We start from the raw sequence: 24632 nt of genomic DNA, 5'->3' as shown, positions 1-24632 counted from the left end.
TTTTATCTTTTTTTCAAGGGATTTTTGCCAGGTAAATTTTTCTGTCTTGCCCTGGCAACTGACAGGCATTGGGCAGGAATATCAGCAGTTATTGTAGATCCTGCGCCGACCATACTGTTGGAGCCGATGTTCACCGGAGCTACAAGAGCGGTATTGCTGCCAATAAAAACATCATCACTAATCTGTGTTTTATGCTTTTTGATACCGTCATAATTGCAAGTGATGGTACCGGCACCAATATTTACATTACATCCGACACTGGCATCCCCAATGTATGAAAGATGATTTGCCTTACTGGACTCTCCCAGAATTGAATTTTTTAGCTCTACAAAATTACCAGCCCTGGCTCTTTTTTTAAGCTCTGTTCCCGGGCGTAAACGGGCATAGGGCCCAACTGTTGCTCCGAATCCAACTTTAGATCCCTGGATATGACAAAAAGGCAATATATGACAACTCTCCAGAACACTGTCCTGAATGTAAGTATGTGAGTCAATCCGGGTGCCCGCAGAGATTATGGAAGAGCCGTAAATTTCGCACGGTCCTGTAATTTCAGATCCAGGCTCTATTGATACTTCTGCCCCAATGCGAACCTGCCCTGATGATCTGATTATGACCCCTGAATTTAAAAGTCTTTTGACTATTTTTAGTCGTAAATATTCTTCCTGCTCAACAAGCTCAGCAGGACTATTGATGCCCAGCAACTCAGGACTTGCACCAGCGCAACTTGAAAATAGCTTTAAATCCCTGCTCTTTGCAAGAGAAATTAGTTGGGTAATATAAAATTCATGCTGCTCGTTTTTATTGTCAAGGAGAAAAAGCAATTCTTCTAAGGCTGACTTGCTGAATGCATAAATGCCTGAATTTACCTCGCCGCTATAAGCACCGTATTTATTGGAATCCCAATCTCTGGCCTCTACAACAGCTTGCAGTTCTCCCTGTTCATCTTTGACAACCCGCCCATAACCTCCTGGATCTTTCACAGTCAAACTCAGGAGTCCAACCTGGGCATTATGTCTGTTGACACCTTCCAATAGTTGGGTGATTTGATCACTGGTAATCAAAGGGGTGTCACCATTGGCAACAATAACCCATTTGGCTGGGGACGATTTCAGATAAGGCCATGCCACCTGCAGGGCATGACCAGTACCAAGTTGTTTTTCCTGCAATATCATCTGCCGCTCATATTCAGGGTACCTTTCGGCAAGAACATCGTATCCATGTCCGGCAATAATTTTGATATCCAGTAATCCCATGGATTGAAATGTATTTAAGGATAAACCAAGCATGGGCGTGTTGAGCAGCTCGTGCAGAACCTTTGGTTTATCTGATTTCATCCTCGTGCCCTTTCCAGCTGCAAGAACTACTGCTATTGTATTACTAAACAATTGATTAGACATTGTTAAAACTATCTTGGGGGTTAAGTATTGGTGCTGAGATATCATCAGCAGATGTGTTGGGTTATCCACAAAAAAAGCCCCGCAAATGCGAGGCTTTATTTTTGTATAGAGTTAGGTCTTACACTGAGCAGGTGCCTGCGCTCACTGCGCTTTCCCTGCACTTTACTCTGTGCATGGCTCTCGCCATGGCAGCTCTAGCCCGAGCATGGTCAATTTCTTCTTTTTGCTTTACCATGCGCTGTTCAGCTTTTTCTCTGGCTTTTCGAGCTCGCTCGACACTTATCTCGTCGGCCTTTTCCGCGACTTCGGCCATGACAGTTACCTTGGTGGGATTGACCTCAGCAAAGCCTCCGGAAACAAATACATAAAATTTCTTTCCGTCTTTTTTATAAAACAGGCTGCCAATGCTGAGTGCTGAAAGGAATGGAATATGATTGGGCATAACACCGAATTCACCCTGAACTCCTGGTGCACCAACATATTCAACTTCTTCACTCAACAGGTTTCTGTCAGGCGTGACAATTTCCAATTTTATCAAGTTAGCCATAATTTCACCTTATAGCTTAAGTATTAATCTTTTTTAGCATTTTCCAGAACTTCATCAATCCCGCCTACCATATAAAAGGCGTTTTCAGGAATATCGTCATGCTTACCCTCAATAACTTCTTTAAATCCTCGAATAGTATCTTCAAGCTTTACATAACGCCCGGCCTTACCTGTAAACTGTTCGGCTACGTGGAAAGGCTGTGACAGGAAACGCTGGATTTTTCTTGCCCTGGATACAGTGAGCTTGTCTTCGTCTGAAAGCTCATCCATACCAAGAATGGCAATAATATCTTGAAGATCCTTATATTTCTGAAGAATCATCTGTACTTCTCGAGCAACCATATAATGGTCTTCACCCAGAATGTTTGGATCAAGTATTCTTGAAGTGGAGTCAAGAGGATCAACAGCCGGATAAATTCCAAGCTCAGCAATCTGACGGGAAAGAACAATTGTTCCGTCTAGATGCGAGAACGTGGTAGCAGGAGCAGGGTCAGTCAAGTCATCAGCAGGTACGTAAACAGCCTGCACTGAAGTAATAGAACCCTTGGTTGTAGAAGTAATTCGTTCCTGAAGGATACCCAGATCCGTAGCCAGGGTTGGCTGATAACCAACAGCTGAAGGCATGCGTCCCAACAGAGCGGATACCTCTGAACCGGCCTGGGTAAAACGGAATATATTGTCAATAAAGAGCAGAACGTCCTGATTTTCTTCATCACGGAAGTATTCGGCGCATGTCAGAGCTGTCAGTCCTACTCGGGCACGTGCTCCAGGAGGCTCATTCATCTGTCCGTAAATAAGAGCTGCCTTATCAATAACACCGGCGTCAATCATTTCATGATAAAGGTCATTACCTTCTCGTGTTCTTTCACCAACACCTGCGAACACAGAAATACCACCATGCTCTTTACCAATGTTGTTGATCATTTCCATGAGAACAACAGTCTTTCCAACTCCGGCACCACCAAACATTCCCATTTTTCCACCTTTTGGAAAGGGAACCAGCAGATCAATAACCTTAACACCGGTTTCAAGAAGTTCAATCTTGGTGCTCTGATCAACAAAGGATGGAGAGGGCCTGTGAATGGGATAGGTAACATCGGCTTTAACTGGACCTTTCTGGTCAACAGGCTTACCGACAACATTAAGAATTCTGCCAAGCGAAGGCTTACCCACAGGAATCATGATGGGATTACCTGTGTCTTTGCCGTCCATTCCTCTAACAAGACCGTCTGTAGAGTCCATGGATATGCAGCGTACAACGTTGTTACCGAGATGCTGAGCTACCTCAACTACCAGGTTGTCCTTTTCATCAGAAATGGTCGGGTTGGTAATCAAAATTGCATTGAATATGTTGGGAAGTTTACCTTCCGGAAATTCAAGGTCAACTACAGGCCCAATGACCTGAACGATTTTTCCTGTACTTAGTTCACTCATGTTTTATCGCCCCCTATTATCCTTGTTTCAGTGCTTCAGCACCGCCTACTATATCCATAAGTTCGGTTGTGATTGTTGCCTGCCTGGCCTTGTTATATGCCAAAGTCAATTGGCCCACTAGATCATCGCAGTTCTTGGTGGCATTATCCATTGCAGTCATTCTGGCTGCGTGTTCACTTGCAGAAGTATCAAGCATTCCTCTGTAAATCTGAACTTTTACATAACGCGGTAGAAGCTCAGCTAACAATCCTTCCACAGACGGCTCGAAAATGTACTGGCTTGAGGCACCTGCATCAGATGATTCATCTTCCTCAACCTGCTCAACTGGCAGTACCTGATTGAGTTGAGGAGTCTGCTTCACAATGGAATCAAACCGTCCAAATACTACGTGAACTTCGTCAAGCTCAGCTTCCAGATACTTGTTTATGATGACACTGCCAGTGTCACTTGCCAGCTGGAAATCAAACACATTCATAACGTCAGCATAGCTTTCCAGTATTTCAAAGCCCCTCTTGCGCATGAAGTCGCGTCCTTTTTTACCCACACAGATAAACTTGACTTCCTTGCCATCCCCTTTCTTTTCATTGGCCAGCCTGAATGCAGCCTGACAAAGATTTACGTTAAAACTACCGCAAAGGCCTTTGTCTGATGTTATAAGGAGAATTCCAACAGTTTTGATCTCATCTCTTTTTTCCAGCAGAGGATGAGCTGTGGAATCAACACGTGATGCAAGGTCTGTCAATACATCTGAATATTTATCCGCGTAGGGACGAAAGCGCTCTATGCGTTGCTGGGCGTTTCGCAGTTTGGCCGAGGCCACCATATTCATGGCCTTGGTTATCTGCTTGGTCTTTTTGACCCCGCCGATTTTTCTTTGTATGTCCCTTAATGATGCCATTTAAATCTCCCGTTAGGCCTTAAAAGTCTTTTTGAATTCATCAATGGCAGCCGCAATTTTTTTATCAAGATCCGCGTCAATGTCCTGTTTTTCCTTGATCTCATTCAAAATTTCAGACTTTTGACTGCTTATATATTCGAGAATTTCTGTTTCAAACCTGGCAACTGCCTCAACAGGGATATCATCAAGATAACCTTTTGTACCGCAATACAGGGAAATTACCTGCTCTGCCGCGTTCATGGGCTGATACTGGGGCTGTTTTAAAAGTTCCACAAGCCTCTCACCCCTAGTGAGCCTTCTCTGTGTGCTTTTGTCAAGGTCGGAGCCAAACTGGGCAAATGCAGCCAGTTCTCTGTACTGGGCCAAATCAAGACGAAGAGTACCTGCAACCTTTTTCATGGCCTTGATCTGAGCTGCACCACCAACACGGGATACTGAAAGACCAACGTTAATTGCAGGTCTTACACCTGCATAAAACAGGTTGGGCTCGAGATAGACCTGACCGTCGGTAATAGAAATAACGTTTGTTGGAACATATGCGGATACGTCACCGGCCTGAGTTTCAATGATAGGCAGCGCAGTCAGAGATCCTGCTCCCTGGTCATCACTCATCTTTGCCGCGCGCTCCAAAAGTCGGGAGTGAAGATAAAATACGTCTCCTGGAAATGCTTCACGTCCTGGAGGCCTTCTCAAAAGGAGTGACATCTGTCTATAGGATACAGCCTGCTTGGAAAGGTCGTCATAAATGATTAGCGCGTGTTTGCCGTTATCCCTGTAAAACTCACCCATGGTGCAGCCTGAGTAGGCAGCAATAAACTGCAGTGATGCAGGATCAGAGGCAGTAGCTGAAACTACAGTGGTATATTCCATTGCTCCATGCTGCTTCAGAACATCAACAACCTGAGCAACAGTTGATTTTTTCTGACCGATGGCAACGTAAATGCAATGAACATCACTTTCTTTCTGTGCCAGAATCGCATCTACACAAACAGCCGTCTTTCCAACCTGACGGTCTCCAATGATAAGCTCGCGCTGTCCGCGACCGATGGGGGTCATGGCATCAACTGCCTTCAGTCCTGTATACATGGGTTCATGAACTGACTTTCTTTCGACAATACCCGGGGCCTTGATTTCAACAAGCCTTGTATCAGAGCTTTGAATCGGACCCTGACCATCCAATGGTCTGCCTAAGGGATCGATAACTCTGCCGCGCACAGCATCACCAACAGGCACCTGTACAATTTTGCCTGTTCTTTTGACTAAGTCACCTTCCTTGATTTCGGTATCTTCACCAAGCAATGCGCAACCCACACTGTCTTCTTCCAGGTTCAGTACCATGCCCATAACGCCTCCTGGAAATTCCAGAAGTTCCATAGCCATAACGTTCTCAACACCGTAAACGCGGGCGATACCATCACCAACCGAAAGAACAACTCCGGTTTCACTCATTTCCACACGTTTTTCGTAGTTTTTGATCTGGCCCTCAATGATCTGGCTGATTTCTTCTGCTTTTATTTGCATAGCCCTACTCACCCCTCTTTATGTTTTCTTTGAGAATTTGCAGTTGCGCCCTGATACTGGCATCCAAAACCTTATCTCCAACTTTAAGCTTGATTCCACCCAGAATTTCCGGTTCTACTTCGTAATCGAGAACAACCTTCCGTCCGGATTGTTTTTCCAGCTTACCAACTATTTCCTGTTTCATATTATCAGCCAGCTTAATGGCTGTTACGATTTCACCCCTGACAATACCCTGAGACTCATCTAACAGTTTTGAATAGTAAACTTGAATCTCGGGCAGACAATCAAGTCTTCCCTTGTCAGCAAGAAGATAGCAGAAGTTGCCGACTACCTGGCCTGGCTTGAGTTTGGCCAGGAGCTGCTTTAGAATCCCTTTCTTTTCATCTGCATTAAAAATGGGATTTTTAAAAATCCTAAGCAGCTCAGGGGCTCCCTCTAAAGCACTGACAATCTTTGTCATATCCTCACCATAAGCCTTAAGCTCTTTATCGCCCTGTTTCTGTCCAAGGGCAAAAAGGGCCCGGGCGTACCTGCGTGCGACTATATTACCTATCAATTTAGCACCACCCTTGTTAGACTGTCGTTAATTAAAGCTTTATGGTCCTCGGCCTTGAGTTTTTTCCTGATCATGGCTTCGGCAGCCTCTGTTACCTGCTCCGCAAGCTCGGCCTTGATTTCCTCAAGTGCCAACTTTGCTTCCTGTTCTGCACTGACCCTGGCCTGCTGCTTGATCAGTTCCGCGGCAGTTTCTGCCTTGGCAATGATCTCTGACTTCAGGGCTTCACCCTGAGCTTTGGCCTGTTCAATCAGCTTGGCTCTCTCTTCCTCGAGATTGGCAATGCTCTTTTCCACATCTGCCAATTTCTGCTCGGCATTTTCCCTGCGCGCTGCAAGATCATTGAGTTCGGACTCAATTTCCTTGCTTCGACCCGGGAAAAAGGTAAACAGTTTTTTACCCCCGGCGTAGTAGATTACAGCCAGAAAAATGACAAAGTTGATGACCCTCCAGATCTGATTTTTCAGATCCGGATGAAAATTCATAGGGTCCACAACGTTGAAAATTCCAGCAGCAACCAACAGGAGCGCCAAAATAATCGGTACGTTTTTATTTCCTTTCAACACACAGCCCTCCTTAATAGAAATGTATGATTATGCCTTGCTAAGAATTCTATCAGTTGCAGTAGTTGCGAATTTTTCCACATCTTTCTTGAGTTTGGTTAGGGCAGATTCTTTTTCTGAAGAAACTTTCTGCCTTGCCTCCCTGATCATCACGCCAGCTTCGCCTGACGCAGTTTCAACCAGCTCCTTTTCCTTGGAATAACCTTCTTCCTTAAAGGAGCTTCTGATCTCCTGAGCCCTTAGTCTTGCTTTTTCAAGCTCTGCTTCATAGGCTTTCATCTTATCTACTGCTGAGGATGAAAATGACTCTATCTCGTTCACCCTGTTAGACATAATCTCAGCCCTTTTCCTGAGCATGCCGCGTATGGGTTTGTAGAGAATTACGTTCAACAATAGAAGAACCATAAGAAAATTAACAAGTTGAATGAAAAACGTGACATTAAGTTCAATCATAGCGCCTCCCAAGAGAATGTGAAATTAAGTTCAAAGTTGCTTTTTTATGGTGAAAGACACAGAGCGTTTAGCCGATTTAGAAGCTTGTGTCAAAACATTTTTGTGAAAATTCCGAAAATATAGTTTTAATACCTCAAAATATTGTTAGAATTTTCACAGAAAATCCTGCCGATTATGGATTTTCCACCACCCAGCAGGCAAGAAAATCCATCCGGTTTTTCTTCTGCAGACAGAGTTGGCAATTTTATTCCTGCTGGGGTTCAACTGAATCTTCTTCCATATTGATTTCACCACGGACCACCGCACCCTCTTCGATCATCAGGGCAGGTGTTGTTATTTTACCCAGAAAGTTTGCCTGCTTATACAGCACGACCTTTACCTGGGCCTTGAGTATCCCATCAAACTTTCCGCTCAAAACCATCTGACCGACTCTAACATTGCCCTTGACAGTTGCTTCGTTGCCCACAATCAATGTGCCGTCGGATTCAATCTCGCCCTCAAAATCTCCATCAATGCGTACAGTACCCTTAAACTCCAGCTTTCCCTGATATGAGGTTCCCATACCCATGAACGCATTTATTTCGTCTTTGGCCATCATCACTCCTTTTGATTTGGGGGTGCTCTTAAATATGTTCAGCATATCAACTCTTAAACATGAACCTGCGCATTGATACATTCAGCACAAGACCAATCATTATAAAGTTAACCAGCATGGAAGTACCTCCATAACTGATGAAAGGCAGCGGAATGCCAACTACCGGCATCAATCCCAGTACCATGCCGATATTGATAAGAATCTGCCAGAAAAAATAGAAAAATACCCCTGCGCACAGAAGAGAGCCGAACCTGTCTTTAGCTTCCTGTGAACATAAAAAAATCTGATACAAAAAAAAACAAAAAAGCGAGAGCAGAGCAACTGCCCCGATAAAGCCCCACTCTTCTCCAAAAACTGAAAACGCAAAGTCAGTATGCTTTTCGGGCAGGAAGCGCAGCTGGCTCTGAGTGCCTTCCATGAAACCCTTTCCCCAGAAACCTCCTGATCCAACAGCAATTTGTGACTGAATAACATGATATCCCGAGCCCAGTGGATCCTGGCTCGGATCAAGAAACGAAAGAAGTCGGGTTTTCTGATAATCCTTGAGAAACATCCAGCCCAGAGGTGCTATCAGGGGCAAAGTTAGTAATATAATTTTAAACAGGCTTTTTTTTATTCCGTGAAATAATACCATCCCGCATATCAGAAATATAAGCAGCAGGGCAGATCCAAGGTCAGGCTGCCTGGTTATGAGGTAGGCCGGGACTAAAACAATGACCATTATCTTGCAGAGATCCTTAAAGCCCAGGGGTGGCTTGTGCCTGGCTAGAAAAGCAGCCCCCATAAGCAGCACACCTATTTTGGCGAATTCACTTGGCTGAAAGTTAAATATTCCCAGGTCAATCCAGCGTTGAGCCCCGTATATGGACTTGCCCCAGAAAAGGACTATTACCAGAAAAAATAAAGCCAGCATATATACTGACCAGGACACGGTTTTCAAATGTCTGTAATCAAAAAGCATAACCGCCAGCATGAAAACCAGGCTTATACCACCCCAGATAATCTGTCTCTGGTAAAATATGGTCAGAGCCATGCCGTCCCCAACCCTGAATGCACTGGCAGAGTAAAGATTCAGAACTCCAGCGGTAAAAAGCAGAAACAGTACAGCCAGCATGGGCCAGTTGATATAGAAGAAAAGTTGTCTGTCAATCATGATTCTATGATGAATATATGGATATAATATCAACCAGCTTTATCTTTCTTGAAAATATGGTCCAGAAGCCCCCTGACTACTGGACCGGCGGCTCCGCTGCCTGAACCTCCATGCTCTACGAGAACTGTAATGGAGTACCTTCTTCCCTCGGCATGGGCAAATGCAGCCATCCAGCCATGGTGCCTGAGCCAGTATTCCACTGCTTCAGGATCATCTTCCTTATGTTCGGGCAAAAGACGCACTACCTGAGCAGTTCCGGTTTTACCCCCCACAACAACCCCTGAAGTTCTAAGTCTTCTTGCCGTACCTCTGTCACCATCAACAGTTTCAATCATGGTTCTGTAAACAAAGTCACGTGCCCCTTCGCTCCAGGGAAGCTTTTCAGGATCTGCTCTGACTTCGTCTAAAAGAAGAGAAGGTTTATACAGATAGCCTCCGTTTATTAGTGCGGCAGTAAAGCGAGCGATCTGCAAAGGAGTAACCAGAGTGAAGCCCTGACCTATAGAAAGATTAAGGTTGTCCCCTCCTCTCCAGCCTTCATTAAACCTTTGCCTTTTCCACTCTCTCGTGGGAATTAGCCCTGCCCTTTCATGAGGAAGGTCTATGCCGGTCCTTTTGCCCAGACCGCTGCCTTTTGAGAAACTGCTGATCCTGTCCACACCGAACCTGTCACCAAGCTGATAATAATACACATCACATGACTCTACCAGGGACTTGGTCATATCCACCCAGCCATGGCTGTGCCAGCATCGAAAAATTCTGTTTCCAAGACGCATTTGTCCGGGACAGAATACCCGGTCCGTGGTGCGGACCTCTGGATCCATATGGGCCATGCCCGCCATTATTAGCTTAAATACTGATCCAGGTGGATAGGTACTCTGGATACTTCTGTTTTGTAGTGGATGGTGAGGATTGTTCAGAAGTTCCTGCCAGTTCTGGTGAGAGATACCAAAGACAAATTCATTATTATCGTAACTCGGCGTGCTTACTAAGGCCATTATCTGGCCTGTATCTGCATCTATGATAACAACCGATCCCGATTTGCCATCCATAAGGCTGTGAGCTTTCTGCTGCAGATCAAGGTCTATACTGAGGCTTATATCTTGACCGGAAACAGGGGCAACAATCTCTTCTTCATGCAACACCCTGCCTGAAGCGTCGACTTCCATCCTTTTCAGCCCTTTTTTGCCGCGCAAGGTATGTTCCATGGTCAGTTCAAGACCTGATTTGCCCACATTGTCACCGAGACGCAACTCAGGATCACGCTGTAACTCTGCTTCGTTGGCCCTGGCCACATATCCGAGAACATGAGACAAAACTTCACCCTGTAGATACCTTCGTCGGGGCTGAACCACAATTTTCACCCCCGGCCAGTATGGTGATCCTGTTTCAACCCTGGTCAGCATGTCAAATGACAGGTTGGGAACAAGTATCTGATTTTCAAAAGATCTGACCATACTTCTGCCGCGCTGAAACTCCGCCTCGATTTCCTGTAATTCCTTACCTGTCCAGGCACTGATCTGATTCAAGGTAGCTGAAATATCCGGGCAGTCCTCTCTGACTATGGCCAGGCTGTAAGATGGCTCATTGACAGCCAGTAGAACACCATTTCTGTCGGATATCAGCCCCCGCGGCGCATATATATGCTGTCTGCGCTCAACATTTTCCCTTGCCTTCTGAGAAAAATACTCTCCCTTATACACTTGCAGGTACCACAGCCTGAGTGCAAAGATGCTGAAAAGCATAAAAATTAAAAAAAGCAGCAGGCAGGCTCCAAACTTTTCATATGAAAAGCTGCTACCTTTGAACTGGCTCATGAATACAATGCTTTTTGAAGAGATTAAACGTTACGATCCAGACAAGAAAATAAAGTCCTGTCTGCACCAGTATGTCATGGAGAAGGAAGTTGTCCGGCAAAACAGCCCCTTGCAGTGAAGCAAGAACCGAGACAACCACCCTCATAAAAAAGACGAGAAAAACAAAAATCAGAAATGTAAATAAAAAATTACTTACTTCAAAAAAAACCCCGCCAATATAAAAGAAAACAATCATGCCGGAATAAAAAAGGATCATAGCTCCAAATGCCAGCCCCCCAGCACCCTCCTGTACCATCATCCAGAAAAATCCCAACCACATAGCCATGGAAACATGACCAAGCTGCAATAACACTACAAGCCCTGGTGTAAAAAAATCCATGGATGGAACGAAGTACTGCCCCCAGACCGCCAGTACACTGAAAATAAGCCAGAAATAAACCTGCTTCAATATACCTAACCCTCAAAACCAAGATCTCTGATCTTAAGTCTTTCGTCTTTATTGAGAACCATAATCTCCTCCAATTTCCTGAAATCAACCATTGGCTCAGCTTCTACTATTAGAAAAAGTGAAACTTCAGATCGTAATATTGAACTGACTCTGGCTACAGGCAGTCCCTTGGGGTATATCCCGGCCAGGCCGGATGTGACCAGCATTTCCCCTTTTTCAAGTTGAGAATTGAGATGAACATATTGTAAAGTAAGAGGTTTTTGATACCCCTGCCCGGAAATAATACCCGGTACTCTTGTTTCTGAGCTTATAACAGGAATTCTGCTGTTGGGATCCGAGAGAATGAGAACTGAAGAAAAGTTCAGCCCGTTCCTGAACGTTCTGCCCACAACACCGTCAGGATGAATCACCGGCATATCTACCGCAACGCCCTGAAGCTTGCCTTTATCGACAATTAGAGAGTTCAGGGCTCCTATTGGCCCAAAATCATGCGCCACCACCCTGGCACCTGAGCTTTGCCAGCCTGATGGAGGTGCAAATCCAAGCATACTTTCCAGCCGGGACGCTGAAGCAGCCCGCTCAGACTTAGCCATAATCTGCAGTTTAAGCTCTTTCACCTGCTGCTTTAAAGCTTTGTTTTCTTTGTGCACGGCCACCAGATCTATATATGTAGACCAAAAATCAGCGGCATGGTTGTGCAGCAACTTTCCAGGCTTGATCACCCATCCCACAAACTCAAGCCCGGTATAGGCAGCTAAACGGTCCAGAACTCCGGACCTGGCATTCCAGGTGTACAGACTCAGGTAAAGAATTATAAAAAGGAACAAAAGCCCGATGATTTTTTTTTGCGAGATTTCCAAGCTAATCTATCGTAACCTCCTTAAGGACATCTAAGCTGTCCAGTACCTTTCCTGAGCCCATAACTACTGTGGATAAAGGATCATCAACAACTGTGATGGGCAGGGATGTTTCATCCCTCAGCAGCTGGTCAAGGCCTTTTAATAAAGCTCCACCCCCGGTCAGGACTATGCCACGGTCAACAATATCAGCTGCCAGTTCCGGAGGGGTCTGCTCCAAAGCAACTCTGACCGCCTGTACAATACTGTCAACCTGCTCTGAAATGGCCTTGCGCACTTCTTCAGAAGTAATAGTGATATTCTGAGGTATTCCAGAAACCAGATCACGGCCCTTGACTACCATTTCCTGTTCCTCGTCAAGAGGATAGGCCGACGCAATGGTGGTTTTAATGGCTTCAGCGCTGCCTTCTCCAATGAGCATGTTGTATTTGCGTTTAACATGGTGTTTGATGGCATCATCCATTTTGTCACCGCCAACTCGCACTGAACGACTGTAAACAATGCCTGAAAGGGAAATCACAGCCACTTCTGTAGTGCCGCCTCCAATATCCACAACCATATTTGAAGTAGGTTCGGTAATGGGCAGGTTGGCACCTATAGCTGCCGCCATGGGCTCTTCAATGAGATAAACCTCTCTGGCCCCGGCGCTTTGAGCTGACTCCTTTACTGCCCTTTTTTCCACCTGAGTGATGCCCGTGGGCACACAAATAATTATTCTGGGCCTGACCAGACGACGACTGTTATGCACCTTGGAAATAAAGTGCCTGAGCATGGCCTCTGTCACCTCAAAATCAGCAATAACCCCGTCTTTCATTGGCCTTATGGCAGTGATATTACCGGGTGTTCTGCCCAGCATCTTTTTGGCCTCGCTGCCCACTGAAAGCACCTTATTGGTCCCTCGGGAGTCTTTTTTCACAGCCACCACCGAAGGTTCACTAAGGACTATCCCTTTACCTTTGACATAAACACAGGTATTAGCAGTACCTAAGTCAATGGCCAGATCGTTGGATACAGCACCGAATATTTTATCCAGTATTCTTGGCATACTTTCCTCATACATCTATTGTTGAAATTAAATTAGGCTGTCAGGTAACTGGACAGACATAAGTTCTCGTGCAACACCTTGAATTTACTGCACCTTTCAAAACCTTTGTTGTCCAGACATGCATACAGCCTAACCACTAAAAATCATGATCTTTTTTCTTTAACTATTAACAATTAACTAACAACTGATAACAATTAACTCTCAAGTTACCGACTTGATTTTCAAAATCGCATAACAATCTCCTTACCAGAATAACCCTGGTCAGGCAATATTGCGCAGGGTGCATTTTTTGCAGAAAAAACTGACCAGGCCTGTGAAAGATAAAAGGGCATAACTACCAAAGCCATGGAATTTTATAATAAACTATCTTCATACTGGAAAAAAAAATTCGGAACCAGGGTAAGAAAAGTACCTTTAGACGCAGGCTTCAGCTGCCCCAACAGGGATGGAACCATATCTTTCAAAGGCTGTACATTCTGTAATGAGCAGGGATCAGGTACAGGACTATTCAATAAAGACATCTCTTTAAAAGATCAATACAATCTATTCAGAGAAAAACTGCTCAAAAAAAATAAATCATTGAAACTGGCTGCATACCTGCAGTCTTATTCCAATACTTATTGTTCTTCCCGGCATCTTACCAGCACTCTTGAGCAAATCACAGACATGAAAGACCTTGCTGTTTTGTGCCTGGGCACCAGACCTGACTGTCTAAACAGGGAAAAATGTCAAATTCTTGCTTCTTTTCCAGCACAGGAAATATGGTTAGACCTTGGCCTGCAAAGCTCTGACGATTTAACCCTGCAGCGTATCAACAGAGGACATAAGGCGGATGATTTTGCTCTGGCCTGCACCATGGCGCACAATCTTGGCATAAAGGTCTGTGCTCATGTGATTGCAGGCCTGCCCGGGGAAAATATCCATAACTTTAGGAAAACCATTAACTTTATTAATGACCTCCCTGTCCAGGGAATAAAAATCCACAATCTTTATGTCTGCCGCGGAACTGCCATGGCCCAAATGTGGTATCAGGGAGAATATACGCCTCTAAGTCTGCATGAATATATATCCTGGACTGTCCAGGCCTTGTCCAGACTGCGACCGGACATTGTTATCCACCGTCTTACCGGAGATCCCGCTCCAGGTGAACTTCTGGCACCTGACTGGGCTGCCGGAAAAATGGCTGTTCTCAATGACCTTAACAAATTAATGGCTGAAAAAATGATTATTCAGGGTTCGCAATGGAACTGACACGTATTCGGCTGACCCTGGCCTATGATGGAACAGAATATAATGGCTGGCAATTACAGCATGAACAGCCAACAGTCCAGGGAACTCTGGAGAAAGCCATCAGCAGAATTTGCTCCTGTCAGGTAAGGGTCCATGGAGCAGGCAGGACAGATGCCGGAACCCACGCCCTAGGTCAGGTGGCCCACTTTGATCCACCAGATGATAAAATATCCCTGCCTTGGAACAAAGCCCTCAACAGCCTGTTGCCCTCATCCATCAGGGTCATTGATCTTCAGACAGTATCCAGAGATTTCCACTCAAGGTTCAGCGCCCTGTCCAAAACCTATAATTACACTTACTGGACAGAAAAACTCTTTGTATATCCTCAGCGAAGACGCTATGTTCATAAAACAGGCCCGCTGGATATCAAGGCTATGACTGAGGCTGCTGCTTCGCTTGTGGGCAGGCATGATTTCAGAGCCTTTATGAATACCGGAAGCAGCGTCAACACATGTACAAGGACTGTCCATAAAGTTTCCTTTTCAGCTGGACTGTATCCTCAGGAAACAGTTCTGCGCATCTCTGCCGACGGTTTTTTAAAACAAATGGTCAGAAACATAGCCGGCACCCTTGAGGTTATTGGACGAAACAAGTACCCTGTTCATTATCTTGATCAGCTCATGAAAGGCAAAGACCGCACCACAGGCCCAGCTACAGCACCGGCTAAGGGGCTGTGCCTGGAAAGTATCTGTTACCCTGATTAACACTGCACCAGGTGAATCGATCCGGTGTTGGACTTGCTGTGTATTTTTTATGTCAGAAATTCGTACCTGTTCACCACATTTAGAGCACAAATTGACGCTCAAGTGGGGCCCGGAATGCCTGTCCCCTGCTTTCCTTAAAAGCTCCTCACCCGGGCGGCCCGGGACCGAACCTGTGAGTAACTTTACGAGTCTGTCACTTTTCTGAAAATTGGGACAGTCCCCCTCCGGGCTGTAAGCCTCCGGGCAGGAAGCTGTGCCAGGCGCAAAGCTCCCATCTTTGACGGAACTTTTCTGGCAAATGTGCATCAATCAAAGTTAAAATCGTGAAAATGTGAAAAATATAAGCGTTTGATTTTATTAGCAAAACGATTCTAGTTACTTAGAAGCGCTAAACAGATGCGATACAGAAAACCATTTGCTTTCTGTGAACTTCATAACATCAACAGGGCACGAAAGATTGACTTTTATTTTTTAAATATTAGGGTTTCAAACTATGACCAGAGAAATAACTGACGAACAGGTCTCCCAGGAAGCATTCGAGGATGATGAAATTCGGGAACCCAGGCGGTTCAAGGTGCTTTTGCACAATGACGACTATACCACCATGGAATTTGTCATCTATGTACTGCAGAAAGTATTTAACAAAACCGAGGGAGAAGCTGTTCAGATTATGATGAGCGTTCATAAAAACGGCATCGGCATATGCGGTATCTATACTGCCGAGGTTGCAGAGACCAAGGTTGTTATGGTAAAAAGTATGGCCAGGAAAGAAGGTTATCCCCTCAAATGCACCATGGAAGAGGTATAAATGTTAAGCAGCGAACTTGAAAGAATTATTGCCAGAGCCATTCGGGAAGTCAAAGTCAGGCACCATGAGTATCTGACCCTTGAACATATACTCTACGCATACCTTCTGGACAACAAGGGTAAACAGGTATTGTCCGGATGTGGAGCTGATCTTTTCAAACTGAAAAACCAGTTGGAAAGATTTTTTCTTGACCATCTCGAAGTATTGCCCCCCTCAGGGGATCGTGAAATTGTTCAGACCATAGGAGTTCAAAGAGTAATGCACAAGGCGCTTAAGCATGTGCAGTCAGCAGGCAAAAACATGATCCAGGCAGGAGACCTTCTTGCTGTAATGCTTGAAGAGGATGACGCGTTTGCTGTTTACTACCTGAGGACTCAGGGGCTGACCAGACTTGATGTTCTGGAGTATATTTCTCACGAAATGGACACTGATCAGCCGGGATCCGCCTGCCCTGGATGCAAGCCTAAAGAGAAAAAAGGAAAGAGCTTTCTGGAGCAATATACCGAAAACTTAGTCCAGAAAGCCGCCAAGGGACTTATCGACCCATTGGTGGGACGTGAAATGGAAATGAAACGCGTTATTCAGGTGCTTCTGCGGCGCAGAAAAAACAATCCAATTTTCGTAGGTGATCCCGGTGTGGGTAAAACTGCCATGGCCGAAGGTCTTGCTCTTCGCATATCTGAAAAGAAAGTTCCTGAATCCTTTCTCAAAACAAAAATATTTGCTCTTGATATGGGTTCCCTTCTGGCCGGAACCAAATTTCGAGGAGATTTTGAAGCCCGGCTTAAAGGCGTGATCAATGAAATCAAAAATATCAAAGGTGCAATTTTATTCATTGATGAAATACATACCATTGTCGGAGCAGGAGCTACAAGCGGCGGCTCCATGGATGCATCCAATATCTTGAAGCCGGTCCTCGCTTCCGGCGAAGTACGCTGCATTGGCTCCTCAACTTATGAAGAGTACAAGAATCACTTTGAAAAAGACAAAGCGCTTTCCAGGCGTTTTCAGAAAATCGACTTGCCAGAACCAGGACTGACTGAAAGTATTGCCATTCTCAAGGGACTGAAACCTTACTACGAAGAATTTCATAAGGTTAGATACATGCCATCGGCCATAGAATCTGCTGTTGATCTCTCAGCACGGTTTATAAATGATCGTTTCCTTCCTGACAAAGCCATTGATGTTATGGATGAGGCAGGTTCCATTCACGTTCTGGAAGGTGCTCCCAAAGGCAAAAAGCAGATCACACCCAAAGATATTGAAAAAGTCATTGCCAGCATGGCCAGAATCCCCATGCAGCAGATTTCCAGTTCGGATAGAGCAAGACTGCACGAGTTGGATCATGATCTTAAAAAAGTCATTTTTGGTCAGGACAATGCAGTAAACATCCTTGCCAAAGCCATCAAAAGGTCCAAGGCCGGTTTGCGTGAGCCTAACAAACCAGTTGGCAGTTTTTTACTCATCGGCCCCACCGGAGTTGGTAAAACAGAACTTTCCAAGCAGCTGGCCCAGGTTTTGAATGTCAAATTCATACGGTTTGATATGAGCGAATATATGGAAAAACATGCAGTGGCCAGGCTTATAGGGGCACCTCCCGGATATGTAGGTTTTGACCAGGGTGGTTTGCTGACAGAGGCCATCCGCAAAAACCCCTATTGCATTCTGCTCTTGGATGAAATTGAAAAGGCCCACCCCGACATGTTCAACATATTATTACAAATCATGGATTATGCCACACTAACAGATAATAATGGCCGAAAAGCTGACTTCAGACATGCCACTTTGCTTATGACCTCCAATGCCGGAGCAAGAGAAATGAGCTCCAAGAGCATAGGTTTTGGCCAGGAAAGCTCCAGTGACTTAAGCGCCAAGGGCATCAATGCAGTACAAAAACTTTTCAGCCCGGAATTCAGAAACCGTCTGGATGCTATAGTTCCATTTGAACCCTTAAGTACTGGTGTTATGGAATCCATTGTTGACAAAAACATTGTAGAACTCAACCAGCGTCTCACTGACAAGAAGTTAAGCATTGAACTTTCAAAACCTGCCAGAGCCTGGCTGGCCCGCAAAGGATTTGATCCGGCATTCGGGGCCAGACCCTTAAGCAGGGTTATACAGGAAGAAATTAAAGACCCCCTGGCTGAAAAACTTTTGTTTGAAAATACTGACAAAAATTCTGTTATAAAGGTGGAGTTAAACAGAAAAAAAGACAAGCTTAATTTTAAAGTATCAGCATAGTTTATCAGTCATGAAAGAAAGCTATTTAACTTTCAACTTTAAAGTAAATGAGTGAGTGTATCTTTTCTGACCAAGGGCACGGTATTTCCCCACCCTGAAAACGCTGACCCGGATGGATTACTTGCCATAGGCGGGGACTTGAGTGAACAGCGACTGCTTAACGCCTATTCCAAGGGTATTTTTCCCTGGTACAGCCCAGGCTCCCCCATCTTATGGTGGGCTCCCAGCCCCAGGCTGATTCTTTATCCGGAGAAACTGCATATCTCTCGCAGCCTGCGCCGCACTCTGAATTCCGGACGCTTCACAGTCACTGCAGACAGGGCATTTGAAAGAGTAATAGAGTATTGCGCGGGCGTGTCACGCCCGGACGGTAATGGAACATGGATTGTACCTGAAATGATGGATGCTTATATTCGTCTGCATAAATCAGGTTACGCTCATTCAGTGGAAGTCTGGAGCAACAATAAGCTTGCTGGCGGAGTTTATGGGGTATCCCTGGGCAAGGCATTTTTTGGAGAGTCCATGTTTTATTTCCTGCCTGATGCTTCCAAGGTAGCCCTGGTTAAACTTGTTGGTTTTTTGGCTAAAAACAAATTTCATTTTATAGATTGCCAGCAAACTACCCAGCATATGCTTCGTTTCGGAGCAGAGGAGGTTTCAGGCAGGATATTTTATCATAACTTGCAAGGGGCCGTCGTTAAAAAGGGCCTTAACCATAACTGGCAAAACATTTTTCACCAGCAGCAGGTAAACTTCTAAGTAACTACTTTTTTATGTCAATTATTTCAAGCTGTTATGTTTTTCAGTGTGTTACGATTTTTCCTTAAGATTCACTTACAATTACCAAAAAAGTACCGTCAAAGATGGGAACTTTGCGCTTGGCACAGGGACTGTCCCTCGCTATGTAAACTTTTTCATTAAAACCGATTTTTGCCAAAAACCAATGCAGTATCAAACTTTTTAACGTTTCCTCGCGGGGACTGTCCCAATGTCCATAGAGGAGACTCATTTTCAGTTACTCGCAGGTTCGGTCCCGGGCCGCCCGGGTGAGGAGCTAATAAACGCCTGATATTCAGTAACTTGAAAATTCAAGTTCTCCTACAGCTCCTTTGACAGGATCTTAAATCTTAACTAACATATAAATCTGTATTTTTACGAGGAGGTACTTAATGAGCGGAACCGAAAAAGACTATTATCATTCACTGTATGAAGTGGCCAAGGTCATTAACTCAAGCTTGGACCCTTCCAAAGTTTTGCACAAGATTTCCCGGCAGGTCACTGAAGCCATGAAGCTTAAAGCAGCTTCCATCAGACTTTTGGATAAGGAAGGCAAAAGATTGATGCTCGGATCTTCTTATGGACTAAGCAAGGGTTATATCCGTAAAGGTGCTGTGCGGGTTGAAAAGAGCGGGCTTGACCAGGAAGCATTGTCAGGCAGAAACGTAACCATTCACAATGCCTGCAGTGATCCAAGATTTCAGTATCCTGAAAAGGCCAAAGAAGAAGGCATCGCATCTGTTGTGGTCATACCTCTTAAAATCGAAGACCAGTACATCGGGGTGCTCAGGGGTTACTCTGAAACATGCCGGGAGTTTACTGATGAAGAAATTGAGTTTTTGACCATTGTCGCCAATCTGAGTGCCATAGCCATAGAAAACGCAAGGCTGCATCAGAAACTTAAACTTGATTGTGAACTGCAGGAAGCATTCGAGTACAGACTTTTTGAAGATTAGACCTTTTATTAAATGTATGACACAGGGCATATATGTATTTATTCTGACACCGTTCAAATATAACACATTTCGACTGTTCTCTTTTTAATATTTTTATACCTGTGTAATTCCTGACCCATTTGAGGGTTTTTTTCAACCATATTATTTGTTTTCATCTACGTATTGTTTATGAAGTGAAATGTGTAGAGTGAACATTGAACATATAAAACTGAAGGATAAAGTTATGAGCAAAACAAGAATAGGAATCAATGGATTCGGTCGAGTGGGCAGGCAAGTCCTTAAGGCCATCCTTGAGACACATAAAAACGAGCTGGAAGTCGTGGCTATTAATGATCTTTTCGACATTAATACCAATGCCCATCTTCTGAAATATGACACTAATTACAGGAGATTTCCTTTTAATGTCGATGTCAAACAAGATAAAATCATTGTTGAAGACTGGGAAATTGACAGCTTTGCCGAAAGAGATCCTTCACAGATTCCCTGGCGGGACAATGGAGTGGACATTGTTCTGGAGTCAACTGGAATTTTCCGCACCGGTCCCAAGGCAGGACTTCATATTCAGGCTGGAGCCAAAAAGGTAATAATTTCTGCACCAGCCAAAGAAGAGGATGTCACAGTAGTTCTCGGTGTCAACGAAAAAGACTATGACCCTGAAAAGCATCATATTATTTCCAATGCTTCATGCACCACCAACTGCCTTGCTCCTGCTGTCAAGGTAGTGCATGAAATGTTTGGCATTGACCACGGAACCATGACTACAGTCCACGCTTACACCAATGACCAGCGCATTCTTGATTTGCCCCACAAGGATCTGAGGCGGGCAAGAGCTGCTGCGTGCAATATCATACCTACAACTACCGGTGCTGCCAAAGCCGTAGCCTTGGTTATACCCGAACTTAAAGGCAAGATCGATGGCTTTTCTTTGCGAGTGCCCACCCCGACAGTATCTGTTGTAGACTGCACCCTGATTCTACAAAAGAGTACCACCACTGAAGAATACAGAAAAGCCTTTGAAGACGCTGCTTCAGGACCCCTCAAAGGAATTCTCGGCTTTACAAGAGAACCCATGGTATCTTCAGACTTTATTGCAGAATCCAATTCCAGCGTCATAGATGAAGAATTCACCATGATTATGGGAGGAGAAGGTACAACTGCCAAGATGATGGCCTGGTATGACAATGAGTGGGGATATGCATGCCGCCTTGCGGACATGGCAGCTTATGTTTCTAAGAAGGGACTATAATCTCTCTTGGCTGGATAAAGACACTTTCTAAAATAAGGCAGGCACTTTTCCCTTACGGCTCTCTTTACTGCTGGCTGCCCAGTGCCTGCCATAAAAACGTCAAATTCAATAAGAAATGCTCACAGTCTTATTCAAGTAGGATGAATCTTTGAGTTGGCTGAGCATAAAATGGGCAACATCAGCCCGGGAAATACGCCCTTTGATATTACTTTTTTTAGATGTGAAGCCATGCTGATACTTTTCAGTCAAAGGTCCACTGGTCAGGCCTGCACATCTGACAATAGTCCAGTCCAGTTCGCTCTCCATTATCAGTTCTTCCTGCCCCGCATGATCAATCAAGGCATTTTTCAAAAACACCGGCACACATAAGTACCTGGCCATGATGGAAAGGTTGTCAATAGTTTCCCCAATTCCCAAAGAAGACTGGCTCACAATGCGTTTAACGCCATGTTCCTGCATGGCCTTAACTATGTTGCGCGTCCCTTTTGTCCTCAAATCTGTCTTGCGTATCCCGGCACCCAGCACTGATATGACTGCATCCTGGCCCTGCACGGCTTTTGATACAGCAGACTGATCAAGAACATCTCCCTGAAGGATTGTCAGGTTTGCAGGCCTTAAAAGAACCTTGTCAGGGTTACGTACAAATACTGTAATATCAAAATCCTTTTGCAGAGCCTGCCTTACGACCTCCTTTCCTGTCTTCCCTGTTGCCCCAAAAACAACTAACTTCATTCTCCTCCTCCCTGTTATGACAGTTTAACTACTGGTATAAGCTCCTGGCATGCGACACAGAGGCTTCATGCTCTCCAGGTTCAAACAATTGCTGAAAAGGCACATGAGCAGAAAACAAATTCTATAAATGCTGAGAAAAAACAATTAAAATACTGACAAGCCCATTGCTCACCTGCCCCTGAAGCAGTATATTCCATATTTACAGACAAGCATTTAGTACAACATAACAGTACTAAATGTCAAAGCACTTAGATGTTCATCTGACTTGAAAGTCAAAACTTCTCATGCAAAACACTGAAATTACGATTCTTTTTTGGCCTTTAAACACCCAGACGTGAATAAGTTATAAGCGTTTGAAATTTTGGAGCCTCTTTCTTCAGATACTAACAATTAACCGATAACTTTTAACTCTCAAGTCTTTGTGTATTTTCCTCAAACATAAACAGTCCTCCTGTCTGCCTTACCTTTGTCACAGCCATTATTTTTTTCCTTTCAGCCTTTACTCATCCACCTTCAGCCTCTCTTACTAATTACTATAATCGTTTTGCTAATAAAATCAAACGGTTACAATTTTCATATTTTTACGATTTTTGCTTATGATTGATGCACATTTGCCTGAAAAATTCCGTCAAAGATGAGCGCTTTACGCCAGGCACAGCTTCCTGCCCGGAGGCTTACAGCCCGGAGGGGGACTGTCCCTCGCTGTGTAGATTTTTTCATCAAAGCAAATTTCTTCCAGGAACCAATGCAGCATCAATCATTTTTATAGTACCTCGCGGGGACTGTCCCAATGTCCAATACGGGACTAATCTTCAATGTGGAGGCGGCTTCCAGCCGCCCGGAATTACATAGCCTGCAGGATGCAGGCTCCACTTTAAAGACAGTTACTCGCAGGTTCGGTACCGGTCCCCCCGGGTGAGGAGCTTACAATAATGATAATACTCGTTGCCCTTTATCAGGTCGCCCGCAAAAATGAAAATATTTCATTGGCTCCTGAAATTGGTCGTGGAGACGTTTGTGATGGTGCTTGCAAACCAAAACATTCTGGGATAAACTTTTCTGTATGGAAAACGAAATCATCCGCCAGGCACATGATAAATGCTTTAAAGGTTTCTTCAAAAGAAAGAACGTAGTTGCTGACTATATCAGGTATTATATTCCATACGAGATACGAAGACATGTTGATCTGAACAGTCTGCACATATCTATGACTGGATTTATATCCAGAGAAATGAAAGAGTATTTCTCAGATGTCATGGCCACACTCGATATCATAGGCAGTGCTAATTCCCTGCGTCTTTATTTTTTATACGAGCATAAGAGCTATCCTGACTGGTTTGCCAGAGTGCAAATGCTCAACTATGAAATTCAAAAATGGATTGAGTTAAAAGACAGTAATCAACTGAGTTCACACTTGCCTGTGATTATTCCGGTGCTTATTTATAACGGCAAAGACACATGGAAGTTCAGCACTCATTTTGAGGATTACTTTGAACTGCCATCAGAACATTTTTTAGATTTCGTACCTAAATTCCGCCACATTCATCATGATATCGGCCGGATGGATGATGCAGCTTTTAAGACAAGCATAGTAATGGAGATATTTCATTTACTGCTCAAATACATCCATTATGATGATCTTGAGTCAAAAATTGATGAAATATACAGCCTGATAGCAAAATTGCCGGATGGAGACGAAGCCAGAGATTATCTGGAAATATCCATAAGATATATTCTTTCCATAGGGAAAGTTCATAGGAAACGACTTGTCCATTCTGTAAAAAACTTTGCAGGGGGTGAAAAAATGTTAGGCGTAGCAGCACAAGAAATTAAAGAGAAACTGGAACGTACGAGTAAACCTTACTGGGAGCAGAAAGGTGAAATCAGTACGTTACAGAGAGTAATCATTGAAAGTTTAACTGAAAGATTTGATGTGGTTGGACAATCATTATCTGAAAAGATTAAATCTGTTCAATCCTTAGACATCCTTAATACGCTCTTCAAGAAAACATACCGTGTCAACTCAGTGGAAGAGTTTGATCAACTGGTAAACAAAGTTCTCAACTAAACTTTTCATAAACTCCTCTCATTTTTCCGGGCGCCTATTCCTTAACTGGAGTAGGCGGCCTTTTTTAGTTCCACGATTTATTCTTCACTCTTCTCCATATTTCATCTCATAACGTGTTGTAGCTCGATGCTGATCCAGAAGGCTTGGCTTAGTTGAGAAGTCAGTTGCATTCAGCCTTTAGTGCTGGTAAAGAAGTGTCTTTTCGGAAAAGCAACATAAGCACACAAAAAAAGGGACTCATATGAGTCCCTTTTTTTGTGCCTTAAGGCATTTAAGAGATGTTCCGGCAGCGACCTACTTTCCCAGGGGTAGCCCCCAAGTATCATCGGCGCTGGAGGGCTTAACTTCCGAGTTCGAAATGGAGTCGGGTGTGACCCCTCCGCCATGGCCACCGAAACAAAATGTATAGTTAATAAGGGTAAGTTTTTTAATAGTTAGGTTAAGACTCACGGACTATTAGTACCGGTTAGCTGAACATGTCGCCATGCTTACACTTCCGGCCTATCTACCTGGTAGTCTTCCAGGGT

General features: G+C 44.4%; 23 protein-coding genes and 2 rRNA genes. 8 read left to right on the top strand and 17 right to left on the bottom strand.

All coding sequences use genetic code 11. The features are described from left to right. Positions 1-2 precede the first annotated feature (2 nt). The 14 genes from glmU to LZ23_RS06235 form a co-directional block, all read right to left on the bottom strand. Complete coding sequence (gene glmU, locus LZ23_RS06300) at positions 3-1397, bottom strand: bifunctional UDP-N-acetylglucosamine diphosphorylase/glucosamine-1-phosphate N-acetyltransferase GlmU (RefSeq protein ID WP_084590911.1); 1395 nt, start codon at positions 1395-1397, stop codon at positions 3-5. A 118-nt stretch (positions 1398-1515) separates the two neighbouring features. Beyond that, positions 1516-1944, bottom strand: a complete 429-nt coding sequence (locus LZ23_RS06295; RefSeq protein WP_045212552.1) for a F0F1 ATP synthase subunit epsilon — start codon at positions 1942-1944, stop codon at positions 1516-1518. A 23-nt stretch (positions 1945-1967) separates the two neighbouring features. Continuing rightward, the gene (gene atpD / locus LZ23_RS06290; protein WP_045212551.1) at positions 1968-3377 is read right to left on the bottom strand and encodes a F0F1 ATP synthase subunit beta; all 1410 of its coding nucleotides are present in this window, start codon (positions 3375-3377) and stop codon (positions 1968-1970) included. A 16-nt stretch (positions 3378-3393) separates the two neighbouring features. Continuing rightward, the gene (locus tag LZ23_RS06285) at positions 3394-4275 is read right to left on the bottom strand and encodes a F0F1 ATP synthase subunit gamma (protein ID WP_045212549.1); all 882 of its coding nucleotides are present in this window, start codon (positions 4273-4275) and stop codon (positions 3394-3396) included. Positions 4276-4287: 12 nt separating this feature from the next. After that, the gene (gene atpA / locus LZ23_RS06280; RefSeq protein ID WP_045212548.1) at positions 4288-5796 is read right to left on the bottom strand and encodes a F0F1 ATP synthase subunit alpha; all 1509 of its coding nucleotides are present in this window, start codon (positions 5794-5796) and stop codon (positions 4288-4290) included. 4 nt (positions 5797-5800) lie between these two features. Continuing rightward, entirely contained in the window at positions 5801-6352 is a 552-nt protein-coding gene (gene atpH / locus LZ23_RS06275) for an ATP synthase F1 subunit delta (protein WP_045212547.1), read from the bottom strand. Next, positions 6349-6918, bottom strand: a complete 570-nt coding sequence (locus LZ23_RS06270) for a F0F1 ATP synthase subunit B (protein ID WP_232300427.1) — start codon at positions 6916-6918, stop codon at positions 6349-6351. The genes atpH and LZ23_RS06270 overlap by 4 nt, the downstream gene beginning before the upstream one ends. A gap of 27 nt (positions 6919-6945) precedes the next feature. Beyond that, positions 6946-7368: a F0F1 ATP synthase subunit B gene (locus tag LZ23_RS06265; protein ID WP_045212545.1), complete on the bottom strand. Its 423-nt coding sequence runs from the start codon at positions 7366-7368 to the stop codon at positions 6946-6948. Positions 7369-7612: 244 nt separating this feature from the next. Continuing rightward, on the bottom strand, positions 7613-8008 hold the full coding sequence (locus tag LZ23_RS06260) for a bactofilin family protein (protein ID WP_332308266.1): 396 nt from the start codon (positions 8006-8008) through the stop codon (positions 7613-7615). A 1-nt stretch (position 8009) separates the two neighbouring features. Then, positions 8010-9116 carry a rod shape-determining protein RodA gene (gene rodA / locus LZ23_RS06255; RefSeq protein WP_045212541.1) on the bottom strand — a complete coding sequence of 369 codons (1107 nt, stop codon included), beginning with the start codon at positions 9114-9116 and terminating at the stop codon, positions 8010-8012. Between the two features lie 29 nt (positions 9117-9145). Further along, on the bottom strand, positions 9146-10933 hold the full coding sequence (gene mrdA, locus LZ23_RS06250) for a penicillin-binding protein 2 (RefSeq protein WP_045212540.1): 1788 nt from the start codon (positions 10931-10933) through the stop codon (positions 9146-9148). Then, positions 10914-11381, bottom strand: coding sequence for a hypothetical protein (locus tag LZ23_RS22380; protein ID WP_052507154.1), 468 nt, complete (start codon positions 11379-11381; stop codon positions 10914-10916). Before LZ23_RS22380 ends, mrdA begins: the two co-directional genes overlap by 20 nt. 5 nt (positions 11382-11386) lie before the next feature. Then, positions 11387-12241: a rod shape-determining protein MreC gene (gene mreC, locus LZ23_RS06240; protein WP_045212538.1), complete on the bottom strand. Its 855-nt coding sequence runs from the start codon at positions 12239-12241 to the stop codon at positions 11387-11389. 1 nt (position 12242) lies between these two features. After that, the gene (locus tag LZ23_RS06235; RefSeq protein WP_045212536.1) at positions 12243-13283 is read right to left on the bottom strand and encodes a rod shape-determining protein; all 1041 of its coding nucleotides are present in this window, start codon (positions 13281-13283) and stop codon (positions 12243-12245) included. Positions 13284-13628: 345 nt separating this feature from the next. Here LZ23_RS06235 and mnmL point away from each other — a divergent pair, with 345 nt between their 5' ends. The 7 genes from mnmL (at position 13629) to gap (ending at position 21305) form a co-directional block, all read left to right on the top strand. Continuing rightward, positions 13629-14534, top strand: a complete 906-nt coding sequence (gene mnmL / locus LZ23_RS06230) for a tRNA modification radical SAM protein MnmL/YtqA (RefSeq protein ID WP_045212535.1) — start codon at positions 13629-13631, stop codon at positions 14532-14534. Further along, positions 14525-15277: a tRNA pseudouridine(38-40) synthase TruA gene (gene truA, locus LZ23_RS06225; RefSeq protein WP_052507153.1), complete on the top strand. Its 753-nt coding sequence runs from the start codon at positions 14525-14527 to the stop codon at positions 15275-15277. The genes mnmL and truA overlap by 10 nt, the downstream gene beginning before the upstream one ends. Before the next feature lie 493 nt (positions 15278-15770). Continuing rightward, positions 15771-16085: an ATP-dependent Clp protease adapter ClpS gene (gene clpS / locus LZ23_RS06220; RefSeq protein ID WP_045212533.1), complete on the top strand. Its 315-nt coding sequence runs from the start codon at positions 15771-15773 to the stop codon at positions 16083-16085. Further along, positions 16086-18326, top strand: coding sequence for an ATP-dependent Clp protease ATP-binding subunit ClpA (gene clpA / locus LZ23_RS06215; protein WP_045212532.1), 2241 nt, complete (start codon positions 16086-16088; stop codon positions 18324-18326). It begins immediately after the preceding gene. 51 nt (positions 18327-18377) lie between these two features. Then, on the top strand, positions 18378-19085 hold the full coding sequence (gene aat / locus LZ23_RS06210) for a leucyl/phenylalanyl-tRNA--protein transferase (RefSeq protein ID WP_045212530.1): 708 nt from the start codon (positions 18378-18380) through the stop codon (positions 19083-19085). A gap of 410 nt (positions 19086-19495) precedes the next feature. Then, positions 19496-20059, top strand: coding sequence for a GAF domain-containing protein (locus LZ23_RS06205; protein ID WP_045212528.1), 564 nt, complete (start codon positions 19496-19498; stop codon positions 20057-20059). A 223-nt stretch (positions 20060-20282) separates the two neighbouring features. Beyond that, the gene (gene gap, locus LZ23_RS06200) at positions 20283-21305 is read left to right on the top strand and encodes a type I glyceraldehyde-3-phosphate dehydrogenase (RefSeq protein WP_045212526.1); all 1023 of its coding nucleotides are present in this window, start codon (positions 20283-20285) and stop codon (positions 21303-21305) included. 105 nt (positions 21306-21410) lie between these two features. On the opposite strand, the gene LZ23_RS06195 is transcribed toward gap, so the two are convergent. After that, complete coding sequence (locus LZ23_RS06195; protein ID WP_045212525.1) at positions 21411-22037, bottom strand: NAD(P)-dependent oxidoreductase; 627 nt, start codon at positions 22035-22037, stop codon at positions 21411-21413. Positions 22038-23100: 1063 nt separating this feature from the next. On the opposite strand from LZ23_RS06195, the gene LZ23_RS06190 reads away from it, so the two are divergent. Further along, positions 23101-24105 (top strand): Rpn family recombination-promoting nuclease/putative transposase, encoded by a 1005-nt coding sequence (locus tag LZ23_RS06190; RefSeq protein ID WP_084590916.1) that lies wholly within the window; start codon positions 23101-23103, stop codon positions 24103-24105. Positions 24106-24386: 281 nt separating this feature from the next. Here LZ23_RS06190 and rrf read toward each other — a convergent pair. Next, positions 24387-24501 (bottom strand): 5S ribosomal RNA (rrf, locus tag LZ23_RS06185). Positions 24502-24540: 39 nt separating this feature from the next. Further along, positions 24541-24632: ribosomal RNA gene (locus tag LZ23_RS06180) — 23S ribosomal RNA — on the bottom strand; the annotation flags it as partial.

It is taken from the genome of Desulfonatronovibrio magnus (genome assembly GCF_000934755.1).
GTDB classification, from domain to species: Bacteria; Desulfobacterota; Desulfovibrionia; order Desulfovibrionales; family Desulfonatronovibrionaceae; genus Desulfonatronovibrio; species Desulfonatronovibrio magnus.
Note: the sequence above shows the minus strand (reverse complement) of the source record. Positions and strands in the feature narration are given on the sequence as shown.